Genomic DNA, 21,441 nt, shown 5'->3' with positions numbered 1-21,441 from the left:
AGTTATTGCAGTTTAACTCCTGTTGCTTTTAAGTCTTTTATAAGTCTTTCCTTGTTGTTAGGAGCCATTTCGTAAAGAGGCATTCTTAAAATTCCTCCGTTTAGTCCCATTAAGTTAATAGCAGTTTTTACAGGAATTGGGTTAACTTCACAAAACAGTGAGTTGATTAAATCTAAAAGTTTAAGTTGAAGTTTTCTGCTTTCTTCACATTTACCGTCAAGATATAACTGACAAATATCGTGAGTTTCTTTAGGAAGCACATTGGCAAGAACAGAGATAACTCCTTTTCCGCCAACAGACATAACAGGAACAATAATATCATCATTTCCTGAATAGATATCAAATCTGTCTGCGAATTTTGCAGCAAGTTCCATAACATAAGACATATTTCCACTTGCTTCTTTAATACCCACAATATTATCAATATCTTTTAATTCTTCTAAAACATCAAGAGCAATGTTCATACCTGTACGGGATGGAACATTATATAAAATAACAGGAATCTGAACAGAATCAGCAATCATTTTAAAATGATTTACAAGCCCCTGTTTGTTAGCCTTGTTATAGTAAGGAGTAACAACTAAAAGAGCGTCAGCGCCAAGTCTTTCGGCCTCTTTGCTGAGTTTAACTCCGTGAACAGTATCGTTACTTCCTGTTCCTGCAATAACAGGAATTCTTTTATTAACTCTTTTTACAACAAATTCAATAGCAGATAAATGCTCATTATCAGGCATTGTTGCTGCTTCGCCGGTAGTACCGCATACTATAATGGCATCGGTGCTGTTTTCCAAATGAAAGTCAACTAACTTTCCAAAACTTTCAAAATCTATTCCGTTTTCATTAAACGGGGTAATAATTGCAACACCTGAACCTGTAAATACAGTTTTTTTCATTTCAATTCCCCCTTAGGATTTTAAAATTATAAATTAGTCCATATAACCAAGTTTTGCAAGAAGTTCAGCCATAAGAACTGCACCACCTGCAGCACCTCTTAATGTGTTATGGGATATACAAACAAATTTGTAGTCATATTGAGAGTCTTCTCTGAGTCTACCCATAGAAACAGCCATTCCGCCTTCTAAGTTTCTTTCAAGTTTAGTTTGAGGACGGTTGTCTTCTTCAAAGTAGTTAAGGAAGTTTTTAGGTGCTAAAGGAAGTTCTAATTCCTGAGCAGTTCCTTTGTAGTTCTTCCATATTTCTTTTATTTCATCAATAGATGGCTTGTTTTCAAAAGATACAAACACAGCAGCAAGATGCCCGTCGCTGACAGGAACTCTTATACACTGAGTTGTAATAGCAGGGCTTGTTGCAGGGACGATTTTGTCTCCCTCAATTTTACCCCAGATTTTAAGTGGTTCAATTTCGCTCTTTTCTTCTTCTCCACCAATGTACGGAATAACATTATCCACCATTTCAGGCCAAGTTTCAAATGTTTTTCCTGCGCCTGAAATTGCCTGATATGTACATGCAAGAACGTTTTTAATTCCGAACTTCATAAGTGGGTGAAGAGCAGGAACGTAACTCTGAAGTGAACAGTTTGATTTAACTGCAATAAAACCTCTCTTTGTTCCTAAACGTTTTTTCTGGGCTTCAATAATCTTTGCATGGTCTGCATTGATTTCAGGAACAATCATAGGAACGTCAGGAGTATGTCTGTGTGCAGAGTTATTGGAAATAACAGGGCATTCTGCTTTTGCATATTTTTCTTCCAATGCCTTGATTTCGTCTTTCTTCATATCAACAGCACAGAACACAAAGTCTACTTGCGATGCAATTTTTTCAATATCTAAAGTAGCATCTAAAACAACAATTTTCTTTATATCTTCAGGTATCGGTGTTTTCATAACCCAACGGTTGCCAACTGCTTCTTCATAAGTTTTTCCTGCAGAACGGGAAGAAGCGGCAAGAACTTTAAGATTAAACCAAGGATGGTTCTCAAGCAAAGTTATAAATCTCTGACCAACCATTCCGGTTGCACCAACTATACCTACATTAAAAGTTTTCATATTTTATTTCCTCCATTACAATATATGCATATGCTATCAATTTATATAATACCACCATATTATTCAAATGTCAATTTATAAAAAATGCCGAATTTAAATAAAAAACTTGAAAATTTATTGTTACCTATGTTACAATACCAACATATGTATAATTTTTAGTAAAATAAGTTATGTAAATATAATGGAGGAAAAAATATGTCCGGACATTCAAAGTGGTCAAATATTAAACACAAAAAAGAAAAAACAGATGCTCAGAAAGCAAAAATCTATACAAAATTAGGCAGAGAAATTGCAGTTGCTGTTAAAGCAGGTGGGCCTGACCCGTCAGTTAACGGTAAACTTAAAGATATAATTGCAAAAGCCAGAGCAAACAATATGCCTAACGATAATGTTAAAAGATGTATTGAAAAAGCAGCAGGCAGTCAGGATACTGATAACTATGAAGATATCGTATATGAAGGTTACGGGCCTAAAGGTGTCGCAGTTATAGTAGAAGCGCTTACTGATAACAGAAACCGTACTGCAGCAGATGTAAGACATTATTTCGATAAATTCGGCGGAAACCTTGGCACAAACGGTTGTGTATCCTTTATGTTTGATAAATTAGGGGTTTTAATTGTTGAAAAGAATGATTCGGTATCCGAAGAAGAACTTATGGATGCTGCTATGGAAGCAGGAGCATCAGATTTTAACGAAGAAGACGAAGTTTTTGAAATTATTACTCAGCCTGAAGATTTTTCATCAGTGCGTGAAGAACTTGAAAATAAAGGCTTTGAATTTTTAAAAGCAGAGGTTACATTAGTTCCTCAGACATACGTTTCTTTAACTGATGAGAAAGACCTTCTTATGATGGAAAAACTTATCGAACATCTTGAAGACAACGATGATGTTCAGAATATTTATCATAACTGGGAAGAATAATTACAAATATTAAATTTTTGTTAAAAAAATAATAAAATATTGATTTTTATAAAGAATAACATTATACTGTTTTTTATGAATAAAAAGAATGGTGATAAGGTTTTGAAAGGGTGGAAGTTATGAAAAAAATTGCTGTTTTAACCAGTGGGGGAGATGCACCTGGTATGAATGCTGCTATCCGTGCAGTTGTTCGTTGTGCACTTCATAATGGTATGGAAGTTGTTGGTATATTAGAGGGCTATAAAGGCCTTATGAAAAATAAAATGATAGATATGGGCTACCGTTCAGTTTCTGACTGCTTAAATAAAGGCGGAACTATTTTAAAAACTGCAAGAAGTTCAGAATTCAATTCTAAAGAGGGCGTTAAAAAAGCAGTTGAAAATGCAAGAGCAAACGGAATTGAAGGTATAGTTGTAATCGGTGGAGACGGTTCTTTCAGAGGTGCTAAAGACCTTAGTGATGCAGGTATGCCAACTGTTGGTATTCCTGGTACAATAGATAATGATATCTCCTGCACAGATTATACAATAGGTTTTGATACTGCTTGTAATACTGCTTGTGAGTGTATAGATAAACTTAAAGATACATGTTCATCTCATAACAGATGTTCCGTTGTTGAAGTAATGGGAAGAAGAGCAGGTTATATAGCATTAGAACTTGCTATTGCAAACGGTGCAGAAGCAGTTCTTGTTCCTGAAAAAGATTATGATGTAAAAGAAGATATTGTTTCTTATATCAACGAATCACTTAAAAAAGGTAAATCTCACTTCGTTGTTATCGTTGCAGAAGGTGTGGGAAATACTGAAAAAATTGCTCTTCAGGTAGAAACACTTACAGAAATTGAAACCCGTGTTGCAATACTTGGTCATCTTCAGAGAGGTGGTTCTCCAACTGTGTATGACAGAGTAATGGCAAGCCGTATGGGTGTTAGAGCAGTTGAACTTCTTCTTAACAATCAGGGTAACAGAGTAGTTGCATATAAAGACAGTAAGTTGGTAGATTATGATATCAGCGAAGCGTTATCTATGAAAAAACAAATGGATAATGAATTATTTAAAGTTTTTGCAGATATCACATATTAATATTATATGGTGTTAAAAATGCTTAGAAATATTCCCAATTATATCACGATATTCAGAGTAATGCTGGTTTTTGTGTTTATATATCTTTTTTCGTCTGATATAGACCATAAAAATCTTTACTGTGTAATAACTTTTTTAATAGCCGGAGCAAGTGATGTTCTGGATGGTTTTCTTGCAAGAAAGTTTAAAATAGAAAGCGATTTCGGTAAACTTATGGACCCTTTTGCAGATAAACTTATGCAGATAACCGTTGCAATCTGTATGTCGGTAAAGGAAGCATCTCTTGTGTGGGTGCCCATATTCTTAATACTTAAAGAATTGGTTATGATTTTTGGAGCAGCAAAACTTTTAAGAAAAAGTAATATAGTGGTAAAAGCCAATATATTCGGTAAACTTGCAAGTGTTGTGTATTTCTTGGTATTTCTTACAATTATGATATTTAACAATATAGGCTTTGTTATGAAAAATATTTTGTGTCTTACATTTGTGATAATGTCCATTCTTGCATTTGTAAGTTACATAATCTCATATAAAGAAGTTTATATGAAGTCTCATAAACAATAATAGTTATATATTTAACAAGAGTTTCTGCTTTAAAGGCAGAAACTTTTTTAATTGACTTTTATTGGAAATATGTATATAATGATGTAGATATAGATTTTGTTTGGAAAGGTTAAAATAAATGGTTTATAATAATATTTTAGAAGCATTGGGAAACACCCCGATAGTAAAACTTTCAAATATGACAGAGGAAGACAGTGCTGAAATTTTAGTTAAATTTGAGGGGCTTAATGTTGGTGGCTCTATCAAAACAAGAACTGCCTTTAATATGATTAAAAAAGCCGAAGAACAGGGGCTTTTAAATAAAGATTCAATTATAGTTGAGCCTACAAGTGGAAATCAGGGAATAGGTCTTGCATTAGTGGGTGCTGTAAAAGGATATAAAACTATAATTATTATGCCCGATTCAGTAAGTGAAGAAAGAAGAAAACTTGTGAAACATTATGGAGCAGAAGTTATCCTTGTTCACGATGCAGGAAATATCGGTCTTTGTATTGAAGAATGTTTGAATCTTGCTCTTAAAATGAAAGACGAAAACCCTGATGTTTTTGTTCCTCAGCAGTTTGAAAACCCTGCAAACCCTGATATACAAAGGGAACAAACAGGTATGGAAATAATAAATCAGGTTAATAAACCAATTCACGGTTTCTGTTCAGGAATCGGCACAGGTGGAACTATCACAGGGATTGGCGAAACTTTAAAAAAATATAATCCTGATATTACAATCTGGGCAGTAGAGCCTGAAGATGCAGCGATTTTATCAGGTGGCTCAATAGGCACTCATATCCAGATGGGAATAGGGGATGGCATTATTCCAAAAATTCTTAATCAGGATATTTATGATGATATCTGCATCGTAAAAGATGACGAAGCAATTAACACTGCAAAAGATTTAGCAAGTAAAGAAGGCATAATGTGTGGAATTTCCAGTGGAACAAATGTTGCCGCCGCTATAAAACTTGCAAAAAAACTTGGAAAAGGAAAAACTGTTGTAACAGTACTTCCTGATACTGCAGAAAGATATTTTTCCACACCTTTATTTGAATAGTAATTTTCTGCCTGAAAGTAATTTTTTGGGCAGAATTTTTTTGTTTTAGTATTTTTGCACACAAAAAAGTAAATTATAATATTATTCTTTTGTTTATATAAATACTTGAAAATGAAAAAACAATGTGTTAAAATTAAAAGAAAGAAAAATGTAAAAATTTAGGAGGATATTTATGGACTCAAACAAAAGACCGGATACAATGGCACGTATTACTACAAAAGAATTAGCAGATAAATTTATTGATGAACAGGTTAAAGCAGTAAGAGAACAGGTTAAAGATAAAAAGGTTCTTCTTGCACTGTCCGGTGGCGTAGATTCCTCCGTTGTTGCAGCACTTCTTATTAAAGCAATAGGCAAACAACTTGTTTGCGTTCATGTTAACCATGGTCTTATGAGAAAAGGCGAAAGCGAACAGGTTATAGAAGTATTTAAAAATAAACTTGATGCAAATCTTATTTATATAGATGCAACAGACCGTTTCTTAGATAAACTTGCAGGAGTTTCAGAGCCTGAAAAGAAAAGAAAAATTATCGGTGCTGAATTTATAGTTGTGTTTGAAGAAGAAGCAAGAAAACTAACCGATGTTGATTTCCTTGCACAGGGTACAATTTATCCTGATATTTTAGAAAGTGACGGAGTAAAAGCGCATCATAACGTTGGTGGTCTTCCTGAAGATATGAAGTTAGACCTTGTTGAGCCTGTTAAACTTTTATATAAAGACGAAGTAAGAGAAGTGGGAAGAGCATTAGGTCTTCCTGATGAAATGGTTGACAGACAGCCATTCCCAGGTCCTGGTCTTGGCGTTCGTTGCCTTGGCGCAATCACTCGCGACAGACTTCATGCCCTAAGAGAAGCAGATGCAATCTTAAGAGAAGAGTTTGATAAATGCGGTCTTAATAAAAAAGTATGGCAGTATTTTATCGCTGTTCCTGATTTTAAAAGCGTAGGCGTTAAGAATGATAAAAGATACGAAGGATGGGCTGCAATTATCCGTGCAGTGAATACTGTTGATGCCATGAGCGCAACTATCGAAGAAATACCTTATAATATTCTTCATAAAATTACTGACCGTATCACAAATGAAGTAGACGGTATTAACAGAGTATGCTTAGACCTTACTCCAAAACCAATAGGAACAATAGAGTGGGAATAATTTCATAAAAAATAACAAGTGGCTTGAAACCATAGTGTTCAAGCCACTTTTGACATTTTTGAAGACCGTTTTAAAATTGATTTTGACAACACTTTGACATCACTTTTTTGGTAAGTGTAATTTTTCAGTTAAATTGGTCGTTTAATTGACTTTTTAGGAATTGTGTGTTATAATATTTATGCTAGATACTGTAAAATCAATATACTGGGGTTAGTATATTATTTTCCAGAAAGTGTACGCTATGTTAAAAGCGTACTACTCTGAAAATGCTTTCTGGGAAGTATATTGATTAGTGTCTAGCAACCTATCATTCAGAGATGTGTGCGTTTTTGGTGCATCACTCTGAAATATGGGTGATGCATTTTTTATGAGAGGGAGTTTTAGCTTGAAGAAGAAACATATAAGCCATAATCTGTTGTATGTTATTTTGTTTGGAATATCTATATTGTTTATCATTACACATATTACTATTGATGGATGTATTAAAATTGAAAATAAGATTCCAGATTGTATAAAAACAATTATTGAAATAATGGCTTTTGGAATGTTACCTGGTGTATTGGTTTCGTTTTTGATAGAACGTTCTATGCAAAGTAGCCAAAGAGAAAACTGGAAAAAGTATGTTGAAAGTAGTAAAATGCTTTTAAAACAAAAATGCGAGTGGCTTGCTAGTGATGTACTTGTTAGTATCAATCAAGTCGTTGAAAAATGCGATGAGGAGGAAGAAAGAAAAACATTTGTGCAATGGTGTGAAATTTTATTTTCAGAATATTACACCGAAAAATATAGCGATGGTCAAGAAGCCTTTTTGGAAGATGTGAAATCCATTAAAGAAGAAACTATAAAAGTATTTGGGATAATTAGTGAATATCAAGACTTTATTACTCAAGACGAACGTAAAAGAGAAATGGATATATGTACTCAACTAATTGACGCTTGTAAACAAATTAGGATAAAGGAAAGAAAAGCAGACAAGACGGTTTTATATAGATATCAATTTGACAAACTCGCAATAGCTATATATGGAATGTTTGAAGATTTAAAGGAAAACTATACAATAGCGTACAATTCAGAAGATTATGCTGATGAGAAATTTTAGGGGGAAGAAAATGAAAAAAAGATTTTTATTAACATTACTAGTAATTACAATAAGTATTATTGTTTTTGGTACAATTAGTGCATCTGCAGCAACATTAAATGTATCAACAGTTTCAGAACTTCAATCTGCACACAATTATACCAACAATATGGATACGACTTGGATATATACTCATCCGACGGATGCAGACAGCTTGGAAATTACCTTTTCAAGTGATACCGAAACAGAAACAAGGTATGATTTTATTTACATATTTGATGGAAATGATAATCAAATAGGTAAATATGATGGAACAACGCTCGCGAATCAAACAATAACCATTCCTGGAAATATTGTAAAAATTAAGTTAACTTCTGATAACAGTGTTCAAAAGTATGGATTCAGAGTAACGAATATAGAAGCAATTATAGAAAAAGGTCCAATAACTGATTTTTCTGCTACAGTAACTAGAACTGGAATTGATTTTACTTTCACAGCACCAACAGATGCAACGACTGTTACTTTGGAATACTCTACTGATGGTGCAATTTGGAATACTGCGACCACAGTAGAACCATTAACATCAGTAACAACAAAAGCTACAGTTAATACTCTTGAAAGTAATGTAAAATACTGGTTTAGATTAAATGTTATTGGTGGAAAAAAAGAAGGTGTTTCCAATACTGTAACAAAGTTTTTTGGAAGTTCGTCAGAAGATGATTTTGAGTTTTCTAACGGAACAATCACCAAATACATCGGTGCCGATACCCACGTTATCATACCCGATTCAATCAATGGAGTTGCGGTAACAAAAATTGGAGCAAATTCATTTGCTAACTGCGCTACAATAACAAAGATATTACTTCCTGATAACATCACAACAATTGGTGAAAATGCATTTAAAGATTGTATCTCATTGACCGAAGTTAATATACCTCAAGGCGTAACATATATTTATAGAAATGCTTTTAACAATTGTGCATTACAAACTATGTATTATAATGCAATTAGTTGTAGCGTTGACTATGATTATTTCACTAACATTTATGGCAATCGTAGATACAGCAATACTCCATTTATTGGAGCTGGTTCGGACAATGGTTTTCACGTAATAATTGGTGATTCTGTAACAAATTTACCTCAGGCATTTTTATGGGGAAGCGGAGTGACGGATGTGACTATTCCTGAAAGTGTAACATCTATCAATTTAAATGCCTTTGGTGAATGTGGTGGACTTAAAAATGTTTATATTAAAAACACAGAGTCGTGGTTAAATATAAGTTTTGGAAATACTTTATCAAACCCAATGTCATATGCAGAAGAAATCTATGTAGAAGAAGGCAAAGAAATAATATTTCCAGAAGGTACTACTGCAATAAAAGATTATGTTTTATATAATTGGAAAAATATTAGCAAATTGGTTATGCCAGATAGTATAACAACCATAGGAACTAATGCTTTTTACAATAGTAAAGTTGAAAATCTATACATTGCAGACATTGAAACATGGATTGATATAAAAAAATGTGATGAAAATTTTGTGGCTAACAATCTTTATATAGATGGTAATGTGGCAACTGAAATAGAGATTCCCAATACCGTTACAAGTATAGGGAACAAAATGTTTGCTAATTGTAACAGTATCACAAGTGTGATTCTTCCTAGTAGTGTAAGAAGTATCGGACAAAATGCTTTTTCGGGGTGTACTAGCTTGAGGAGTATAGTTATACCAGAAGGTATAACCGAAATTGGCTATGAGGTTTTTAAAGGCTGTACTAATTTAACAAATATAAATATTCCTAAAAGTGTAAAAACTATAGGCTATTATGCTTTTAGTGGATGCAAATCACTTTCTAATGTATCTTTACCAGAAAATTTAACAACTATTGATATAGGTGCATTTTCGGGTTGTAGCAATTTGACAGATATAACAATACCGCGAAATGTTCAAGGAATAGATTATTATATCTTTAGTGGTTGTAGCAACTTAGAAAGTGTAGTATTGCCACTAAAAGTTACTTCGATTAGTATGGGGGCATTTGGCAGTTGCACAAAACTCTCCACTGTTTATTTCAACGGCTCTCCAGAAGAATGGGGAGAAGTATATATTGATGTTAATAATACTCCGTTAAGAGATGCTACTATAATTTGTTTTAAATATGTAGATTTGTTTTTTGATGATGGCATAAAACTTTCTAACAGGTGTAATTATAATTCTGTTTTTGAATCTTCGTGTGTGCCCAATAAAACAGGTTATTCTACGAAAGTATACACGGATTCTGAATTAACGGAAGAATTTGATTTTGCTACACTTATAACGAATAATACTAAACTTTACATCGTATATGATATTAACCAATATACACATAAGTTTGTTGATGAAAATAGTAATGTTATAAAAGAATCTACTGTTAATTATGGGGAGATTATTACAGCTCCTATCCCTCCACAAAAAGAGGCAACGCCGCAATATACATATACATTTGTAGGATGGGAAGGCTATACTGAAGGAGTCACACAAACAAATCAAGAAATGGTATTTACTGCAACATATACTGCAACAATAAATCAATATACATACAAGTTTGTTGATGAAAATGGAGTTGTTATAAAGGAAGAAACAGTTGATTATGGTACAACAATAGTACTTCCAGAATATACTCCAAAAGCCAATACTCAACAATATACATATACATTTCTTGGTTGGAATGGTTATACTGATGGTATGCAAGTAACAGATGATGCAACCTTCAATGTAAATTATGAAATAATAACAAACCAATATACTTATAAATTCCTTGATGAAGATGGAAGCGTTTTAAAGGAAGAAAAGGTTGACTATGGCACACAAATAATAGCACCTGAAATATCTGATAAAACAGAATATTATTTGTTTGATTACTGGGAAAATTTTACAGAGGGAATAACATTAACAGATGATATAACCTTTACAGCGGTTTATAGGTATAATAACTATACAATTACTGCTGATGGTCTTTCAAATACAATAACAGTAACATATAATGATAATTACAATATTGCGGTACAAAATAAGAATGGCTATAATTTTATAGGTTACTTCACTCAAAAAGATGGAAAAGGTCAACAAATAACCAACGAAAAAGGTGAAAGTTTAAAGGTATATAATATTGCTGGAAATTTAACTGTGTTTCCTTACTTTGAAGCAACGCATTTAAATAAAGTTGAGATGCAAGGTACAGTTTCTGCAATGCCTGGTGATACAATCACTCAAAAGGCTATTTTTGCAACAGATAAGAATGCAACATATTTTATTGCAACTGTTAAATATCCTAAATATTTAAACTTTAAGAACATTAAAGGTATTGATTTTAAAGAAGCTAACAAAGATTCTGAAAAAGTAGTTGGTGACTATAAATATGCAGATATTACCTGTGTTTTTGACTATGAAGGTAATTTTGCTAAAATAAACACAAACTACATTCCTTTTGAAATTGAATTTGATGTTAATACAGATGCAACTCTTGGAGCGTGTGAGATTTCAATAGAAAATGTAATGCTTATAGGTGATGATACCTTTGGTATTACAGACATTAAAAATCACACACTTACAATTCTTCCAAAATTAGCAGAAAGCATTGAAATCATTGGAAAAGATGAAATTGATGCAACAGAACAGTTTAATGCTGTTGTTTCTCCTGACTACACAACAGATAAGTCAGTCGTATGGTCTGTGGATGATGAAACTATTGCAACTATCACACAAGACGGAACAGTAATCCCTGTTAAGAACGGAACAGTTATTATTACTGCAACAGCAAAAGACGGAAGTGAAGTTTTTGCAACAAAGACAGTAAATGTAATTGCTTATGCTAAAATCAACAGCCTTGATTTTGGTAGGGGTGTTGTTTTGACCGAGTTTAATCCTGATGTCAGAAAATATACAGTCTATGTTAAAGAAAATGCAACTTCAATTTCTTTAACTCCTACATTCTCTGGCGGTGGAGTTTTAAGACCTAACGGAAGTAGCGTTTGGGTATCTGGTCGTCCTAAAGATTTTGACCTTAATGATACGGTAACCACAATCACCTTAAACAGAGAAAATGTAACTGATATGACCAATAGTGTTTACACCATTGAAGTTATCAAATTTGAAGGAACAAAAACAGAAGTATCAGAAGATAAGAAATCATTTACCATTACACCAATCAATGTTGAAAATGGTAAAAATGTAATTCTTGCATTATACAACGGAGAACAATTTGTTGAAACGCAGAGTGCAGTATATACAGGCGAAATAGTTCCTTTTACAACGACTAAGACTTATACAAAAGCAAAGGTTATGATTTGGGATGATATAACAAACTTAAAACCTATATGCGGGGTTGAAAATATCCAATAATTTTCTGACAACACTTTTGACAACACTTTCCTTGTGGAATGGTGGGAATATAGGGAAATGGTAACAAAAAAGGGCTTGAAATAACGACAAAAGTACCCTATAACACCATAGAAATGCAAGTCAAGTTAGAGTGGGAATAATAACAATTAAATAAATTTTAATTTTTGCAGACAGTTGTTTTGACTGTCTGCTTTTTTGTATTACATATATTATCGTTATATATTGAAAAAATATTGTAATCAAATCTATCATAAAATATTGATTGTATTGACATCGTTCTATTTGTGGTATATAATATTGTAAATGAGGTGTTAAAATGGATATACTAACAATAAAAGAAGCAAGTTCTGCTTGGGGAATTTCTGTAAGAAGAATTACTGTTTTGTGTAACGAGGGAAGAATTGCTGGGGCAAAGAAAATTGCAGGTGTTTGGCTTTTACCAAAAGATGTGAAGAAACCCAAAGATGCGAGAATTAAATCAGGTAAATACAAAGATTGGAGAAACAAAGTAGATATGGCATCTAAAGATTTTGAAAGTAATTTAAAAAATCTAAAAGGAACTTTTGCTGTTGAAAGTATGACGGTTAGTGAGGAAAGCATTGAAAATCTCAAAAGAATTGACAGTGGTAAAGTAAGATATATTGATGTAATCGAAGAATTGAAACTTAAATATAGAGAGAGGGTGTAAAAATGTTTTCAAAATATGATGTTTATACAACTACACAATCTATCTATTGTTATCCCAATAGTAATGTATTGAGAAATAAATTAAATATAAGAGATAACGAACTTCTCAAAACTGCTGAAGAAGAAATTACACTTATTAAGCAAATGGAACTTTTGAAAAATCCAATTAAGGGGAATTTTTCAAAAGCACATCTTATGAATATACACAAGTTTATTTTTGAAGATATGTATTCGTTTGCCGGAAAAATCAGACAAGAGCAAATAAGTAAAGCGGATACTATGATTTATCCGCCGAATTTGATTGATAGAGAACTTGATAAGGTGTTTTCTAAAATAAAAGAGAAAAATATGCTTAAGGAAATTGACGAAGAAAAGGTTTTTGATAATTTGGCATATGTAATGGTGGAACTCAACATTATCCACCCTTTTAGAGAAGGCAATGGTCGTGCCATTCGAGAATTTATCCGCCTTATGGCAAAACGTTTGGGATATGACCTGAATTGGGGAAATGCAGATAAAGAAGAACTCTTGGAAGCATCAATATTGTCAGTTGATAACTATAAGGTGTTGATAAGAACACTTCAAAAATGTGTAAATTAGTTTTAATTCTGATTTTAATTAAAAACGACAAATGGCTTGAACAATTTTGTTCAAGCCATTTAGTGCAGTAGTACTCTAACACAATATGCCTTAAACTTGTTAAATTCCAATCTTTTTAATTTGTCGTCCTCGTAAGGCGTCAGCCTGACTTCGTCCTTCGCATTAAAAATCTTGAAAATTTTCCTGTGTTTAAGGTTGAAGAGTTTTAAAACAAGAAATTTTGTTTCAGATAAAGAAATATCAAGGATAATACTTTCGTATATCTGAAGAGATTTCTGCAATATGAAGCATAATTTATATTTTAAAACCATATGGTGTTCGAGTACTACTGCACTATACTATTTTTCTAAAAATTCTTTTATTTTCTTCAAAGTGTCATCGCTTATAACATGCTCTATTTTACATGCTTCTTTTGTTGCCACATCAGGTAAAACTCCGATTTTAATAAGAAGTTTTGAAAGTATTGTATGCCTTTCAAAAATTTTATTTGCAGTTTCATTTCCTTTTTCGGTAAGAGTGAGAGAACCGTCTTTATCCATAAGTATATATCCACCATTTTTTAAAAGCCCTATGGCTCTGCTTACGCTTGGTTTGGAATAATTCATATATTCTGCCACATCAATACTTCTTACAATATTTTTTTTCTTTGATAATAGATATATTGTTTCTAAATACATTTCAGCAGATTCTTGTAATTGCATATTTCTCCCTCCCTTTATATGTAATATATCATACCATAAATTAAATTTCAAGAAAAATGCAAAAAGTCATTGACAGGAAAAAAAATATATGGTAATATATAGAAGTTAGCAATGGCTAATTCTTTTTTCGGGAAGCAGTTAGCAGAGGCTAACTCGCGAATATTATTGAAAGTTTCGGTGATTTATATGAATCTAAAAGATGCCATAGAGGGCAAAGAATATATTATAAAAGATATAGTAACTTTTGATGAAGAGATGGACTCATTTTTGTTTTCTTTGGGGTGTTACAGTGGCGAACCTATTACTGTTATCTCTAAATTAAAAGGGGGATGCACGGTATCAATCAAAGATGCAAGATATAATATTGATAATGAGTTGGCACAAGCCATAATTATATAGTAGGGTTAAATTTTTTGGGGCACAGTTAGCAGAGGCTAACTGATAAAGGAGGAAGAAAATGAAAATAGCATTGGCAGGAAATCCCAACAGTGGTAAAACCACAATGTATAATGCTTTGACAGGCAGAAACGAAAAAGTGGGCAACTGGGCAGGGGTTACGGTTGAGCAAAAAGAAAGTTTACTTAAAAAAGAATTTTGTGATAAAGAAGTAGTTATAGTTGACCTTCCTGGAGCATATTCAATGTCTCCATTTACATCTGAGGAAAGTATTACAAGTTCATATATAAAGAATGAAAATATAGATGTTATTATAAATATAGTAGACAGTACAAATTTAAGCAGAAGTTTATTTTTCACAACCCAACTTTTAGAACTTTCAATTCCTGTTGTTGTGGCGCTTAATAAAACTGATATAAACGAAAAAAAGGAAACTAAAATAGATATAGAAAAACTGTCTTCTAAATTAGGATGCCCTGTTGTTGAAACTGTGTCCACCTCTTCTGAGGGGCTTTATGAGGTAATAAAATATGCAGTTAAAATGGCAGGGAAAAAACAGGTTGCACCATTTACTTATGATGTTGATTTAACCGACAAAGAAGAGGTTGTTAAATGGGATAAAAGAAGGTTTGATTTTGTAAATAGAATAGTAAAATCAGTAGAAAAAAGAAAAGTATTTACAAATCAGAAAAATGCTCAGGATAAAATTGACAGAGTGCTAACTAACAGATGGCTTGGAATTCCTATTTTTGCAGTTATTATGTTTTTGGTGTTTGATATTTCTCAGTCATCATTAGGGCCAATGATTGCAGATATTTTAGTAGGTTTTATAGAAAGTTTTAAAGAGTGGGTAGGAGCAAATCTTGACGGAATAAATCCTCTTTTATATTCGATAACTGTTGAAGGTATAATCGGTGGTGTAGGAGCAGTTATAGGCTTTTTACCATTGGTTATGGTAATGTATTTTATGATTGCACTATTGGAAGACTGCGGTTATATGGCAAGAGTATCAGTAGTGTTAGACCCTATATTTAAAAAAGTTGGCTTATCAGGTAAATCAGTTATTCCTTTTGTTATAGGAACAGGATGTGCTATCCCTGGGGTTATGGCGTGTAGAACAATTCGTAACGAGAGGGAAAGAAGAGCGACTGCAATGCTTGCGCCTTTTATGCCATGCGGAGCAAAACTGCCTGTTATCGCCTTGTTTGCAGGGGTGTTCTTTAACGATGCATCATGGGTTGGAACACTTATGTATTTTGCAGGAATTGTTATTATCTTTATAGGCGCACTTATTATAAATAAAATAACAGGTAACAGTTCCAAAAGGTCATTCTTTATTATGGAACTTCCTGAATATAAAATGCCAAGTATAAAAAGAGCATTTTTATCTATGTGTTCTCGTGGCTGGTCGTACATAGTAAAAGCAGGAACTATTATTCTTGTGTGTAACACATTAGTTCACATTATGCAGACATTTAACTGGAATTTTGAAATAGTTGAAGAGGGAATGGCACATACATCCATTTTAGCGTCTTTAGCAACACCTTTTGCATTTCTTCTTATTCCTTTGGGCTTTGGAGTATGGCAAATGGCAGCAGCCGCAATCACAGGCTTTATTGCAAAGGAAAATGTGGTTGGAACACTGGCAGTATGCTACGGTGTAACAAACTTTATAGATACCGACCAACTTATTTTAACAAGCGGGTCAACAGAGGTTGCAGGTATATTTGCTCTAACTAAGGCAGCAGCCCTTGCGGCGCTTATGTTTAACCTGTTTACTCCTCCTTGCTTTGCTGCTATCGGCGCTATGAATTCAGAAATGAAGAGTGCTAAATGGTTACTAGGGGGAATTGGTTTTCAGTTTTCGGTAGGATACATAGTTGCCTTTTTAGTATATCAGGTGGGAACATTACTTGAAACAGGTTCACTCGGAACTGCTTTTATACCGGGGCTTATATTAGTTTCGGCTATGATTTTAGTTATCACATATTTTATTGTAAAGCCAAAGAAAATATAAAGAAAGTTTGATTTTTAATGAAAGAAATTTTAGTATTTTTAATTTTAATATGTATTATAGGTCTGGCATTATATTATATTTATAAATCAAAGAAAAACGGTGCCAAATGTATAGGCTGTCCGTACAGTAAAACCTGTAATAAAGAAGAAAAATGTTTATAAGAATTTATCTTACCCTGTTAATATTTTATTAGCAGGGTAAGTTTAATCTTGAAGATTTTTAAATTTTATGCTACAATTAAATAAAGAAAACAAAAAGGTAAGATTTTTTTATGAAGAAAGAAAATGTACATGATAAGCATCGTGAAAGGTTAAGAGACAGATATTTAAACGAGGGAATTGACGGTCTTAGAGACCACGAAGTTTTAGAACTTATTCTGTTTTATGCCATTCCGAGAAAAGATACTAACGAACTTGCTCATAAACTGTTAAATAAATTCGGTAATCTTTCAGGTGTGTTTGAAGCACCTGCAAAAGAACTTATCACTATTGACGGAATAGGTAAGGGGACAGCAGTTTATCTTAATATGTTTTCGCAGGTTAAAAGAAAATATGAATCAGATAGAATCTTTAAGAAAAGTTATATAAATTCCACAAATGAAGCAGGGGAATATTGCCTTAACCTGTTTTATGCAAGAATTTACGAATCTTTCTTTGTTATATGCTTAAATTCGCAGAATAAGGTTATAAGTTGCGAGAAAGTATCAGAGGGTGCATCTGATGAAATTGTTGTTTATCCAAGGCATATAGCAAGAATGGCAATAAGAAATAATGCAGTTAAAGTAATAATTGCCCATAATCATCCTGGCGGCACAACAATTCCATCCACAGAAGATATATCCATAACAAGAGAAATAAAAGATTCTTTAAATGTAGTGGGAGTGGAACTTTTCGACCATATTATTGTTTCAGATAATGAATATAATAGTTTTGCAAAACTTAATCTATTATAAAAAACCCTTGAAAAATTCAAGGGTTTTTTAATTTTATTTGATTTTCTCCGCTTTCGCTAACATATTCTCAATAAATATCCCGTAACCTCTTGTGGGGTCGTTAACTAACACATGGGTAACAGCGCCAATTAACTTTCCGTTTTGTATAATGGGGCTGCCGCTCATTCCCTGAATTATTCCACCTGTTTTTTCGAGTAATTTTTTGTCAGTAACTTTAATCAACATTCCCTTTACATCAGGGTTATTCTGCTTGTTGATTTTTACTATCTCAATTTTAAACCTTTCAGGGTTATTTCCATCAATGGTAGATATAATTTCTGCCTCTCCTGTATGAACCTCACTTTTATATCCTATCGGAATAAGGTCCTGCGGGGGAAGAAAATCGCAATTTGCAGTTTTTCCGTATAAGCCAAAATCGGAGTTATCGTAAATATTTCCTATAACCTTGCTGTCATCTAAAAATATTCCTGAAAGCCCTCCGGGGTTTCCTGCTTCTCCTTTTTTACAGGATATAATCTTTGAATATACCAGTTCTCCGTTTTTTACAGGCATTGTTTCTCCAGTATCTAAATCGGCAATAGAATGTCCAAGCGCTGCAAAATAAGATTTGTCTTTAGAGTAAAAAGTAAGAGTTCCTATCCCTGCAATACTGTCTCTTACCCACATACCCAAAATATTTTCTCCGTTTATTTTAACAGGCTTTATTGTGCAACTTTTTACAACAGAATTTCTTTCATATTCAAGTGTAAATTCGCCATTTGTTTCTTTAACCGTTTTTATAAAATCATCTGCATCTTTAAGAGGAACTCCGTTTATTTTTTTAACAAAATCGCCAGGCATTATTCCTGCTTTTTTGCTAGGTGAGGGAATATCGTTTATGTCCGTAACCGATATTACTAAAATTCCGTCTGAAAGAATTTTAATTCCGCAACTTTCACCTGACGGATAAACAAAAATTTCTTCATTTTTAGGACTGTTGGTTTTTACAAGATTATAATTTAAGTTTTCATAATTTTTTTCATTAAATTTATATGATGAAAAAAATATAAATAAAAAAGAAAATAAGGTAAAGAATAATAACAACTTTCTTTTTTTCATAATTTCATTATCCTTTCTTATGAAAGTATGAATTTTATCTGATGTTATTAAATTTACCTTAAATTAAATTTGCTATTCTTCTATTAAATTACTTTGTGAATATATAAGGGTTTTTAAAAAATATCAAAATTTGTAATTATAAAATTAAAGTGTATAAGTTTCTTTTACCTTTTTAACAAGATTGTAAACATCTTCTATAGAATTTACCGTGTTTGCCATAAGCCTGAAAGTTTTGGAATTTTTAACGCCTTTTAAATACCACGCTATGTGCTTTCTTGCCTCCAAAATTGCACGGTGCTCTCCTTTGTATTTAACGGTAAGTTCTGTTTGTTTGATTAAAGTGTCCATTTTGGTATTTATGCCATAATCTTTAATGTAACTTCCTTTTTCAAAATAGTCGTTAATCTGTGAAAAAATAAATGGGTTTCCAAGCATTCCTCTGCCAATTAAAACAAAATCGCATAAACTTTCTTTAAACAGTTTTTCGCAGTCTTTTGGAGTATGCACTTCTCCGTTTCCTATAACGGGAATTTTAACATTTTCTTTAACATTTCTTATAACTGAGTAATCGGCATCTCCTGAATAAAACTGCTCCCTTGTTTTACCGTGAACCGCTATTGCTTTTGCCCCTGCATCCTCAATGATTTTAGCACATTCTACTGCATTGATGGTCGAAGAGGTAAACCCTGTTCTTATTTTAACCGAAACAGGTAAATCTGATGCCTTAACACAGGCTTCTACAATTTCCCCAAGCAGTTTCGGGTTTTTCATAAGTGCAGATCCCTCGTTGTTATTTACGATTTTAGGGGCAGGGCAACCTGCATTTATATCTATCATTTTAAAGCCCATATCGGCAATTACTTTAACTCCCTCGCTCATAATGTAAGGGTCGTTTCCGAATATCTGGACTGCTAAGGGAGAATCGTAATCATTTGTAAGGAGAAGTTCTTTGGTTTTTTTATCCTTAAAATAAAGACCTTTTGCACTAATCATTTCAGAATAGCAAAAAGAAGCCCCCCAGTCCCTTGCAACAGTTCTTACCGAAAGGTCGGTAATTCCTGCCATTGGAGCTAAAAATATCCTGTTTTTTATGTCAAAATTAACAAATTTCATTAAAATCACCATATATATTATATCTTATTATAAAAAAATAATCAATGTACTTGACTAATTTTGTCATTTTTATTATACTAAGAAGAAAGTGTAAAAAAACGGAGGACTAAAAAATGTCAAAGTATGAAATCAGAGAATGTCTAACTTTTGATGACGTATTGCTTTCGCCTCAGAAAAGCGATGTTTTACCTAATCAGGTAGACTTATCAACATATTTAACTAAAAAAATAAAACTTAACATTCCTCTTATGAGCGCTGCTATGGATACAGTTACCGAATCACGCCTTGCAATCGCTATTGCAAGAGAGGGAGGTATAGGTATAATTCATAAGAATATGCCGATAGAGGACCAGGCTCATGAGGTTGATAAGGTTAAAAGGTCTGAACACGGTGTTATTACAGACCCGTTTTTCCTATCTCCTGAACATACTATTAAAGATGCTGACAATTTAATGGGTAAATATAAAATTTCAGGTGTGCCTATTACTGTTGACGGTAAGTTAGTTGGTATTTTAACAAACAGAGATTTAAGATTTGTTACTGACTATTCAAAACCGATTAAAGAGTTTATGACAAGCGAAAACATTATTACTGCACCTGAAGGCACAACTTTAGAAAGAGCAAAAGAAATTCTTGCATCTTACAAAGTTGAAAAACTTCCTATTGTTGACAGTGAAGGTTATCTTAAAGGTCTTATCACAATTAAAGATATAGAAAAAGCAGTTCAGTATCCTAACTCTGCAAGAGACGAAAAAGGCAGACTTTTAGTAGGTGCTGCAATCGGCGTTACAAATGACGTATTGGAAAGAACTGAAGCATTATATAAAGCAGGGGTTGACGTTGTAGTTTTAGACTCTGCTCACGGACACTCTGCAAATATTATGAACACAATTAAAAAAGTTAAGGAAAAGTTCCCTGAACTTCAGCTTATTGCAGGTAATATTGCAACAAAAGAAGCTGCAATAGATTTAATAAAAGCAGGGGCAGATGCAATTAAGGTTGGTATCGGTCCTGGTTCAATTTGTACAACCCGTGTTGTTGCAGGTATTGGTGTTCCTCAGCTTACAGCAATTATGGATGTAGCAGAGGCTGCAAAAGGCACAGGCGTTAAAGTTATTGCTGACGGTGGTATTAAATTCTCAGGCGATATTCCTAAAGCAATCGCTGCAGGTGCAGATGTTGTTATGATAGGAAGCCTGTTTGCAGGTTGTGAAGAAAGTCCTGGTCAGACAGAAATATTCCAGGGAAGACAGTTTAAAGTATACAGAGGTATGGGTTCATTATCAGCAATGGCTGCCGGCAGTAAAGACAGATACTTCCAGCAGAACAGCAAGAAGTTCGTTCCTGAAGGCGTTGAAGGAAGAGTTCCTTATAAAGGAATGCTCAGCGAAACTATCTATCAACTTATGGGTGGTTTAAGATCAGGTATGGGTTACTGCGGAACTGCTGATATAGAAGCATTAAAAGAAAACGGAAAATTCGTTAAGATTACAGGGGCAGGTCTTAAAGAAAGCCACCCTCACGATATTTCCATTACAAAAGAAGCACCAAACTATTCTATAAGTATTGACTAATACTAAGTGATAATTAAAAAAACTATTGCATTATAAAAAGAAATATAGTAAAATATATTTTGGTAAAAAAATT

The 21,441-nt window shown here is 33.1% G+C and carries 18 protein-coding genes and 1 pseudogene; 14 read left to right on the top strand and 5 right to left on the bottom strand.

Annotated features, from left to right (window positions below; translation table 11 throughout):
* Positions 1–2: 2 nt before the first annotated feature.
* Together IKZ35_00465 and asd are read right to left on the bottom strand one after the other, a co-directional pair.
* Entirely contained in the window at positions 3–893 is an 891-nt protein-coding gene (locus IKZ35_00465) for a 4-hydroxy-tetrahydrodipicolinate synthase (protein ID MBR4892438.1), read from the bottom strand.
* A gap of 33 nt (positions 894–926) precedes the next feature.
* Positions 927–2,006, bottom strand: coding sequence for an aspartate-semialdehyde dehydrogenase (gene asd, locus IKZ35_00460; protein MBR4892437.1), 1,080 nt, complete (start codon positions 2,004–2,006; stop codon positions 927–929).
* 195 nt (positions 2,007–2,201) lie between these two features.
* Between asd and IKZ35_00455 the strand changes: the two genes are divergently transcribed.
* The 9 genes and pseudogenes from IKZ35_00455 to IKZ35_00415 all read left to right on the top strand — a co-directional run bounded on the left by IKZ35_00455 (position 2,202) and on the right by IKZ35_00415 (position 13,517).
* The gene (locus IKZ35_00455) at positions 2,202–2,927 is read left to right on the top strand and encodes a YebC/PmpR family DNA-binding transcriptional regulator (protein ID MBR4892436.1); all 726 of its coding nucleotides are present in this window, start codon (positions 2,202–2,204) and stop codon (positions 2,925–2,927) included.
* A gap of 119 nt (positions 2,928–3,046) precedes the next feature.
* A complete protein-coding gene (pfkA, locus tag IKZ35_00450) occupies positions 3,047–4,009 on the top strand; it encodes a 6-phosphofructokinase (protein ID MBR4892435.1) in 963 nt (320 codons plus the stop codon).
* 18 nt (positions 4,010–4,027) lie between these two features.
* Entirely contained in the window at positions 4,028–4,573 is a 546-nt protein-coding gene (locus IKZ35_00445; GenBank protein MBR4892434.1) for a CDP-alcohol phosphatidyltransferase family protein, read from the top strand.
* A gap of 118 nt (positions 4,574–4,691) precedes the next feature.
* The gene (cysK, locus tag IKZ35_00440) at positions 4,692–5,618 is read left to right on the top strand and encodes a cysteine synthase A (GenBank protein MBR4892433.1); all 927 of its coding nucleotides are present in this window, start codon (positions 4,692–4,694) and stop codon (positions 5,616–5,618) included.
* 172 nt (positions 5,619–5,790) lie between these two features.
* Positions 5,791–6,771, top strand: coding sequence for a glutamine-hydrolyzing GMP synthase (gene guaA, locus IKZ35_00435; GenBank protein MBR4892432.1), 981 nt, complete (start codon positions 5,791–5,793; stop codon positions 6,769–6,771).
* A gap of 385 nt (positions 6,772–7,156) precedes the next feature.
* A complete protein-coding gene (locus IKZ35_00430; GenBank protein ID MBR4892431.1) occupies positions 7,157–7,870 on the top strand; it encodes a hypothetical protein in 714 nt (237 codons plus the stop codon).
* 10 nt (positions 7,871–7,880) lie between these two features.
* Positions 7,881–12,230, top strand: coding sequence for a leucine-rich repeat protein (locus tag IKZ35_00425; GenBank protein MBR4892430.1), 4,350 nt, complete (start codon positions 7,881–7,883; stop codon positions 12,228–12,230).
* A 316-nt stretch (positions 12,231–12,546) separates the two neighbouring features.
* Positions 12,547–12,720: pseudogene (locus tag IKZ35_00420) on the top strand (DNA-binding protein).
* Positions 12,721–12,920: 200 nt separating this feature from the next.
* The gene (locus IKZ35_00415) at positions 12,921–13,517 is read left to right on the top strand and encodes a Fic family protein (protein MBR4892429.1); all 597 of its coding nucleotides are present in this window, start codon (positions 12,921–12,923) and stop codon (positions 13,515–13,517) included.
* 338 nt (positions 13,518–13,855) lie between these two features.
* Here the strand turns inward: IKZ35_00415 and IKZ35_00410 are convergent, their stop codons facing one another.
* Positions 13,856–14,218, bottom strand: a complete 363-nt coding sequence (locus IKZ35_00410) for a metal-dependent transcriptional regulator (GenBank protein ID MBR4892428.1) — start codon at positions 14,216–14,218, stop codon at positions 13,856–13,858.
* A gap of 186 nt (positions 14,219–14,404) precedes the next feature.
* On the opposite strand from IKZ35_00410, the gene IKZ35_00405 reads away from it, so the two are divergent.
* From IKZ35_00405 to radC, 4 genes are all read left to right on the top strand, one after another.
* Positions 14,405–14,617 (top strand): ferrous iron transport protein A, encoded by a 213-nt coding sequence (locus IKZ35_00405; protein ID MBR4892427.1) that lies wholly within the window; start codon positions 14,405–14,407, stop codon positions 14,615–14,617.
* 58 nt (positions 14,618–14,675) lie between these two features.
* On the top strand, positions 14,676–16,631 hold the full coding sequence (locus tag IKZ35_00400; GenBank protein MBR4892426.1) for a ferrous iron transporter B: 1,956 nt from the start codon (positions 14,676–14,678) through the stop codon (positions 16,629–16,631).
* A 17-nt stretch (positions 16,632–16,648) separates the two neighbouring features.
* The gene (locus IKZ35_00395; protein ID MBR4892425.1) at positions 16,649–16,792 is read left to right on the top strand and encodes a FeoB-associated Cys-rich membrane protein; all 144 of its coding nucleotides are present in this window, start codon (positions 16,649–16,651) and stop codon (positions 16,790–16,792) included.
* 110 nt (positions 16,793–16,902) lie between these two features.
* On the top strand, positions 16,903–17,583 hold the full coding sequence (gene radC, locus IKZ35_00390) for a DNA repair protein RadC (GenBank protein ID MBR4892424.1): 681 nt from the start codon (positions 16,903–16,905) through the stop codon (positions 17,581–17,583).
* A 33-nt stretch (positions 17,584–17,616) separates the two neighbouring features.
* On the opposite strand, the gene spoIVB is transcribed toward radC, so the two are convergent.
* Together spoIVB and dusB are read right to left on the bottom strand one after the other, a co-directional pair.
* Positions 17,617–18,681 carry a SpoIVB peptidase gene (gene spoIVB, locus IKZ35_00385; GenBank protein ID MBR4892423.1) on the bottom strand — a complete coding sequence of 355 codons (1,065 nt, stop codon included), beginning with the start codon at positions 18,679–18,681 and terminating at the stop codon, positions 17,617–17,619.
* 144 nt (positions 18,682–18,825) lie between these two features.
* Positions 18,826–19,794: a tRNA dihydrouridine synthase DusB gene (gene dusB / locus IKZ35_00380; protein ID MBR4892422.1), complete on the bottom strand. Its 969-nt coding sequence runs from the start codon at positions 19,792–19,794 to the stop codon at positions 18,826–18,828.
* Between the two features lie 113 nt (positions 19,795–19,907).
* Here dusB and guaB point away from each other — a divergent pair, with 113 nt between their 5' ends.
* Positions 19,908–21,368 (top strand): IMP dehydrogenase, encoded by a 1,461-nt coding sequence (guaB, locus tag IKZ35_00375; protein MBR4892421.1) that lies wholly within the window; start codon positions 19,908–19,910, stop codon positions 21,366–21,368.
* Positions 21,369–21,441 lie beyond the last annotated feature (73 nt).

This window comes from Clostridia bacterium (genome assembly GCA_017554615.1).
Lineage (GTDB): Bacteria > Bacillota > Clostridia > UMGS1840 > HGM11507 > SIG450.
Note: the sequence above shows the minus strand (reverse complement) of the source record. Positions and strands in the feature narration are given on the sequence as shown.

Excerpts from the sequence above, each read along its gene's own strand:
- IKZ35_00465 (MBR4892438.1), bottom strand. The coding sequence starts at position 893 with ATGAAAAAAACTGTATTTACAGGTTCAGGTGTTGCAATTATTACCCCG.
- asd (MBR4892437.1), bottom strand. The coding sequence starts at position 2,006 with ATGAAAACTTTTAATGTAGGTATAGTTGGTGCAACCGGAATGGTTGGT.
- IKZ35_00455 (MBR4892436.1), top strand. The coding sequence starts at position 2,202 with ATGTCCGGACATTCAAAGTGGTCAAATATTAAACACAAAAAAGAAAAA.
- pfkA (MBR4892435.1), top strand. The coding sequence starts at position 3,047 with ATGAAAAAAATTGCTGTTTTAACCAGTGGGGGAGATGCACCTGGTATG.
- IKZ35_00445 (MBR4892434.1), top strand. The coding sequence starts at position 4,028 with ATGCTTAGAAATATTCCCAATTATATCACGATATTCAGAGTAATGCTG.
- cysK (MBR4892433.1), top strand. The coding sequence starts at position 4,692 with ATGGTTTATAATAATATTTTAGAAGCATTGGGAAACACCCCGATAGTA.
- guaA (MBR4892432.1), top strand. The coding sequence starts at position 5,791 with ATGGACTCAAACAAAAGACCGGATACAATGGCACGTATTACTACAAAA.
- IKZ35_00425 (MBR4892430.1), top strand. The coding sequence starts at position 7,881 with ATGAAAAAAAGATTTTTATTAACATTACTAGTAATTACAATAAGTATT.
- IKZ35_00415 (MBR4892429.1), top strand. The coding sequence starts at position 12,921 with ATGTTTTCAAAATATGATGTTTATACAACTACACAATCTATCTATTGT.
- IKZ35_00410 (MBR4892428.1), bottom strand. The coding sequence starts at position 14,218 with ATGCAATTACAAGAATCTGCTGAAATGTATTTAGAAACAATATATCTA.
- IKZ35_00405 (MBR4892427.1), top strand. The coding sequence starts at position 14,405 with ATGAATCTAAAAGATGCCATAGAGGGCAAAGAATATATTATAAAAGAT.
- IKZ35_00400 (MBR4892426.1), top strand. The coding sequence starts at position 14,676 with ATGAAAATAGCATTGGCAGGAAATCCCAACAGTGGTAAAACCACAATG.
- IKZ35_00395 (MBR4892425.1), top strand. The coding sequence starts at position 16,649 with ATGAAAGAAATTTTAGTATTTTTAATTTTAATATGTATTATAGGTCTG.
- radC (MBR4892424.1), top strand. The coding sequence starts at position 16,903 with ATGAAGAAAGAAAATGTACATGATAAGCATCGTGAAAGGTTAAGAGAC.
- spoIVB (MBR4892423.1), bottom strand. The coding sequence starts at position 18,681 with ATGAAAAAAAGAAAGTTGTTATTATTCTTTACCTTATTTTCTTTTTTA.
- dusB (MBR4892422.1), bottom strand. The coding sequence starts at position 19,794 with ATGAAATTTGTTAATTTTGACATAAAAAACAGGATATTTTTAGCTCCA.
- guaB (MBR4892421.1), top strand. The coding sequence starts at position 19,908 with ATGTCAAAGTATGAAATCAGAGAATGTCTAACTTTTGATGACGTATTG.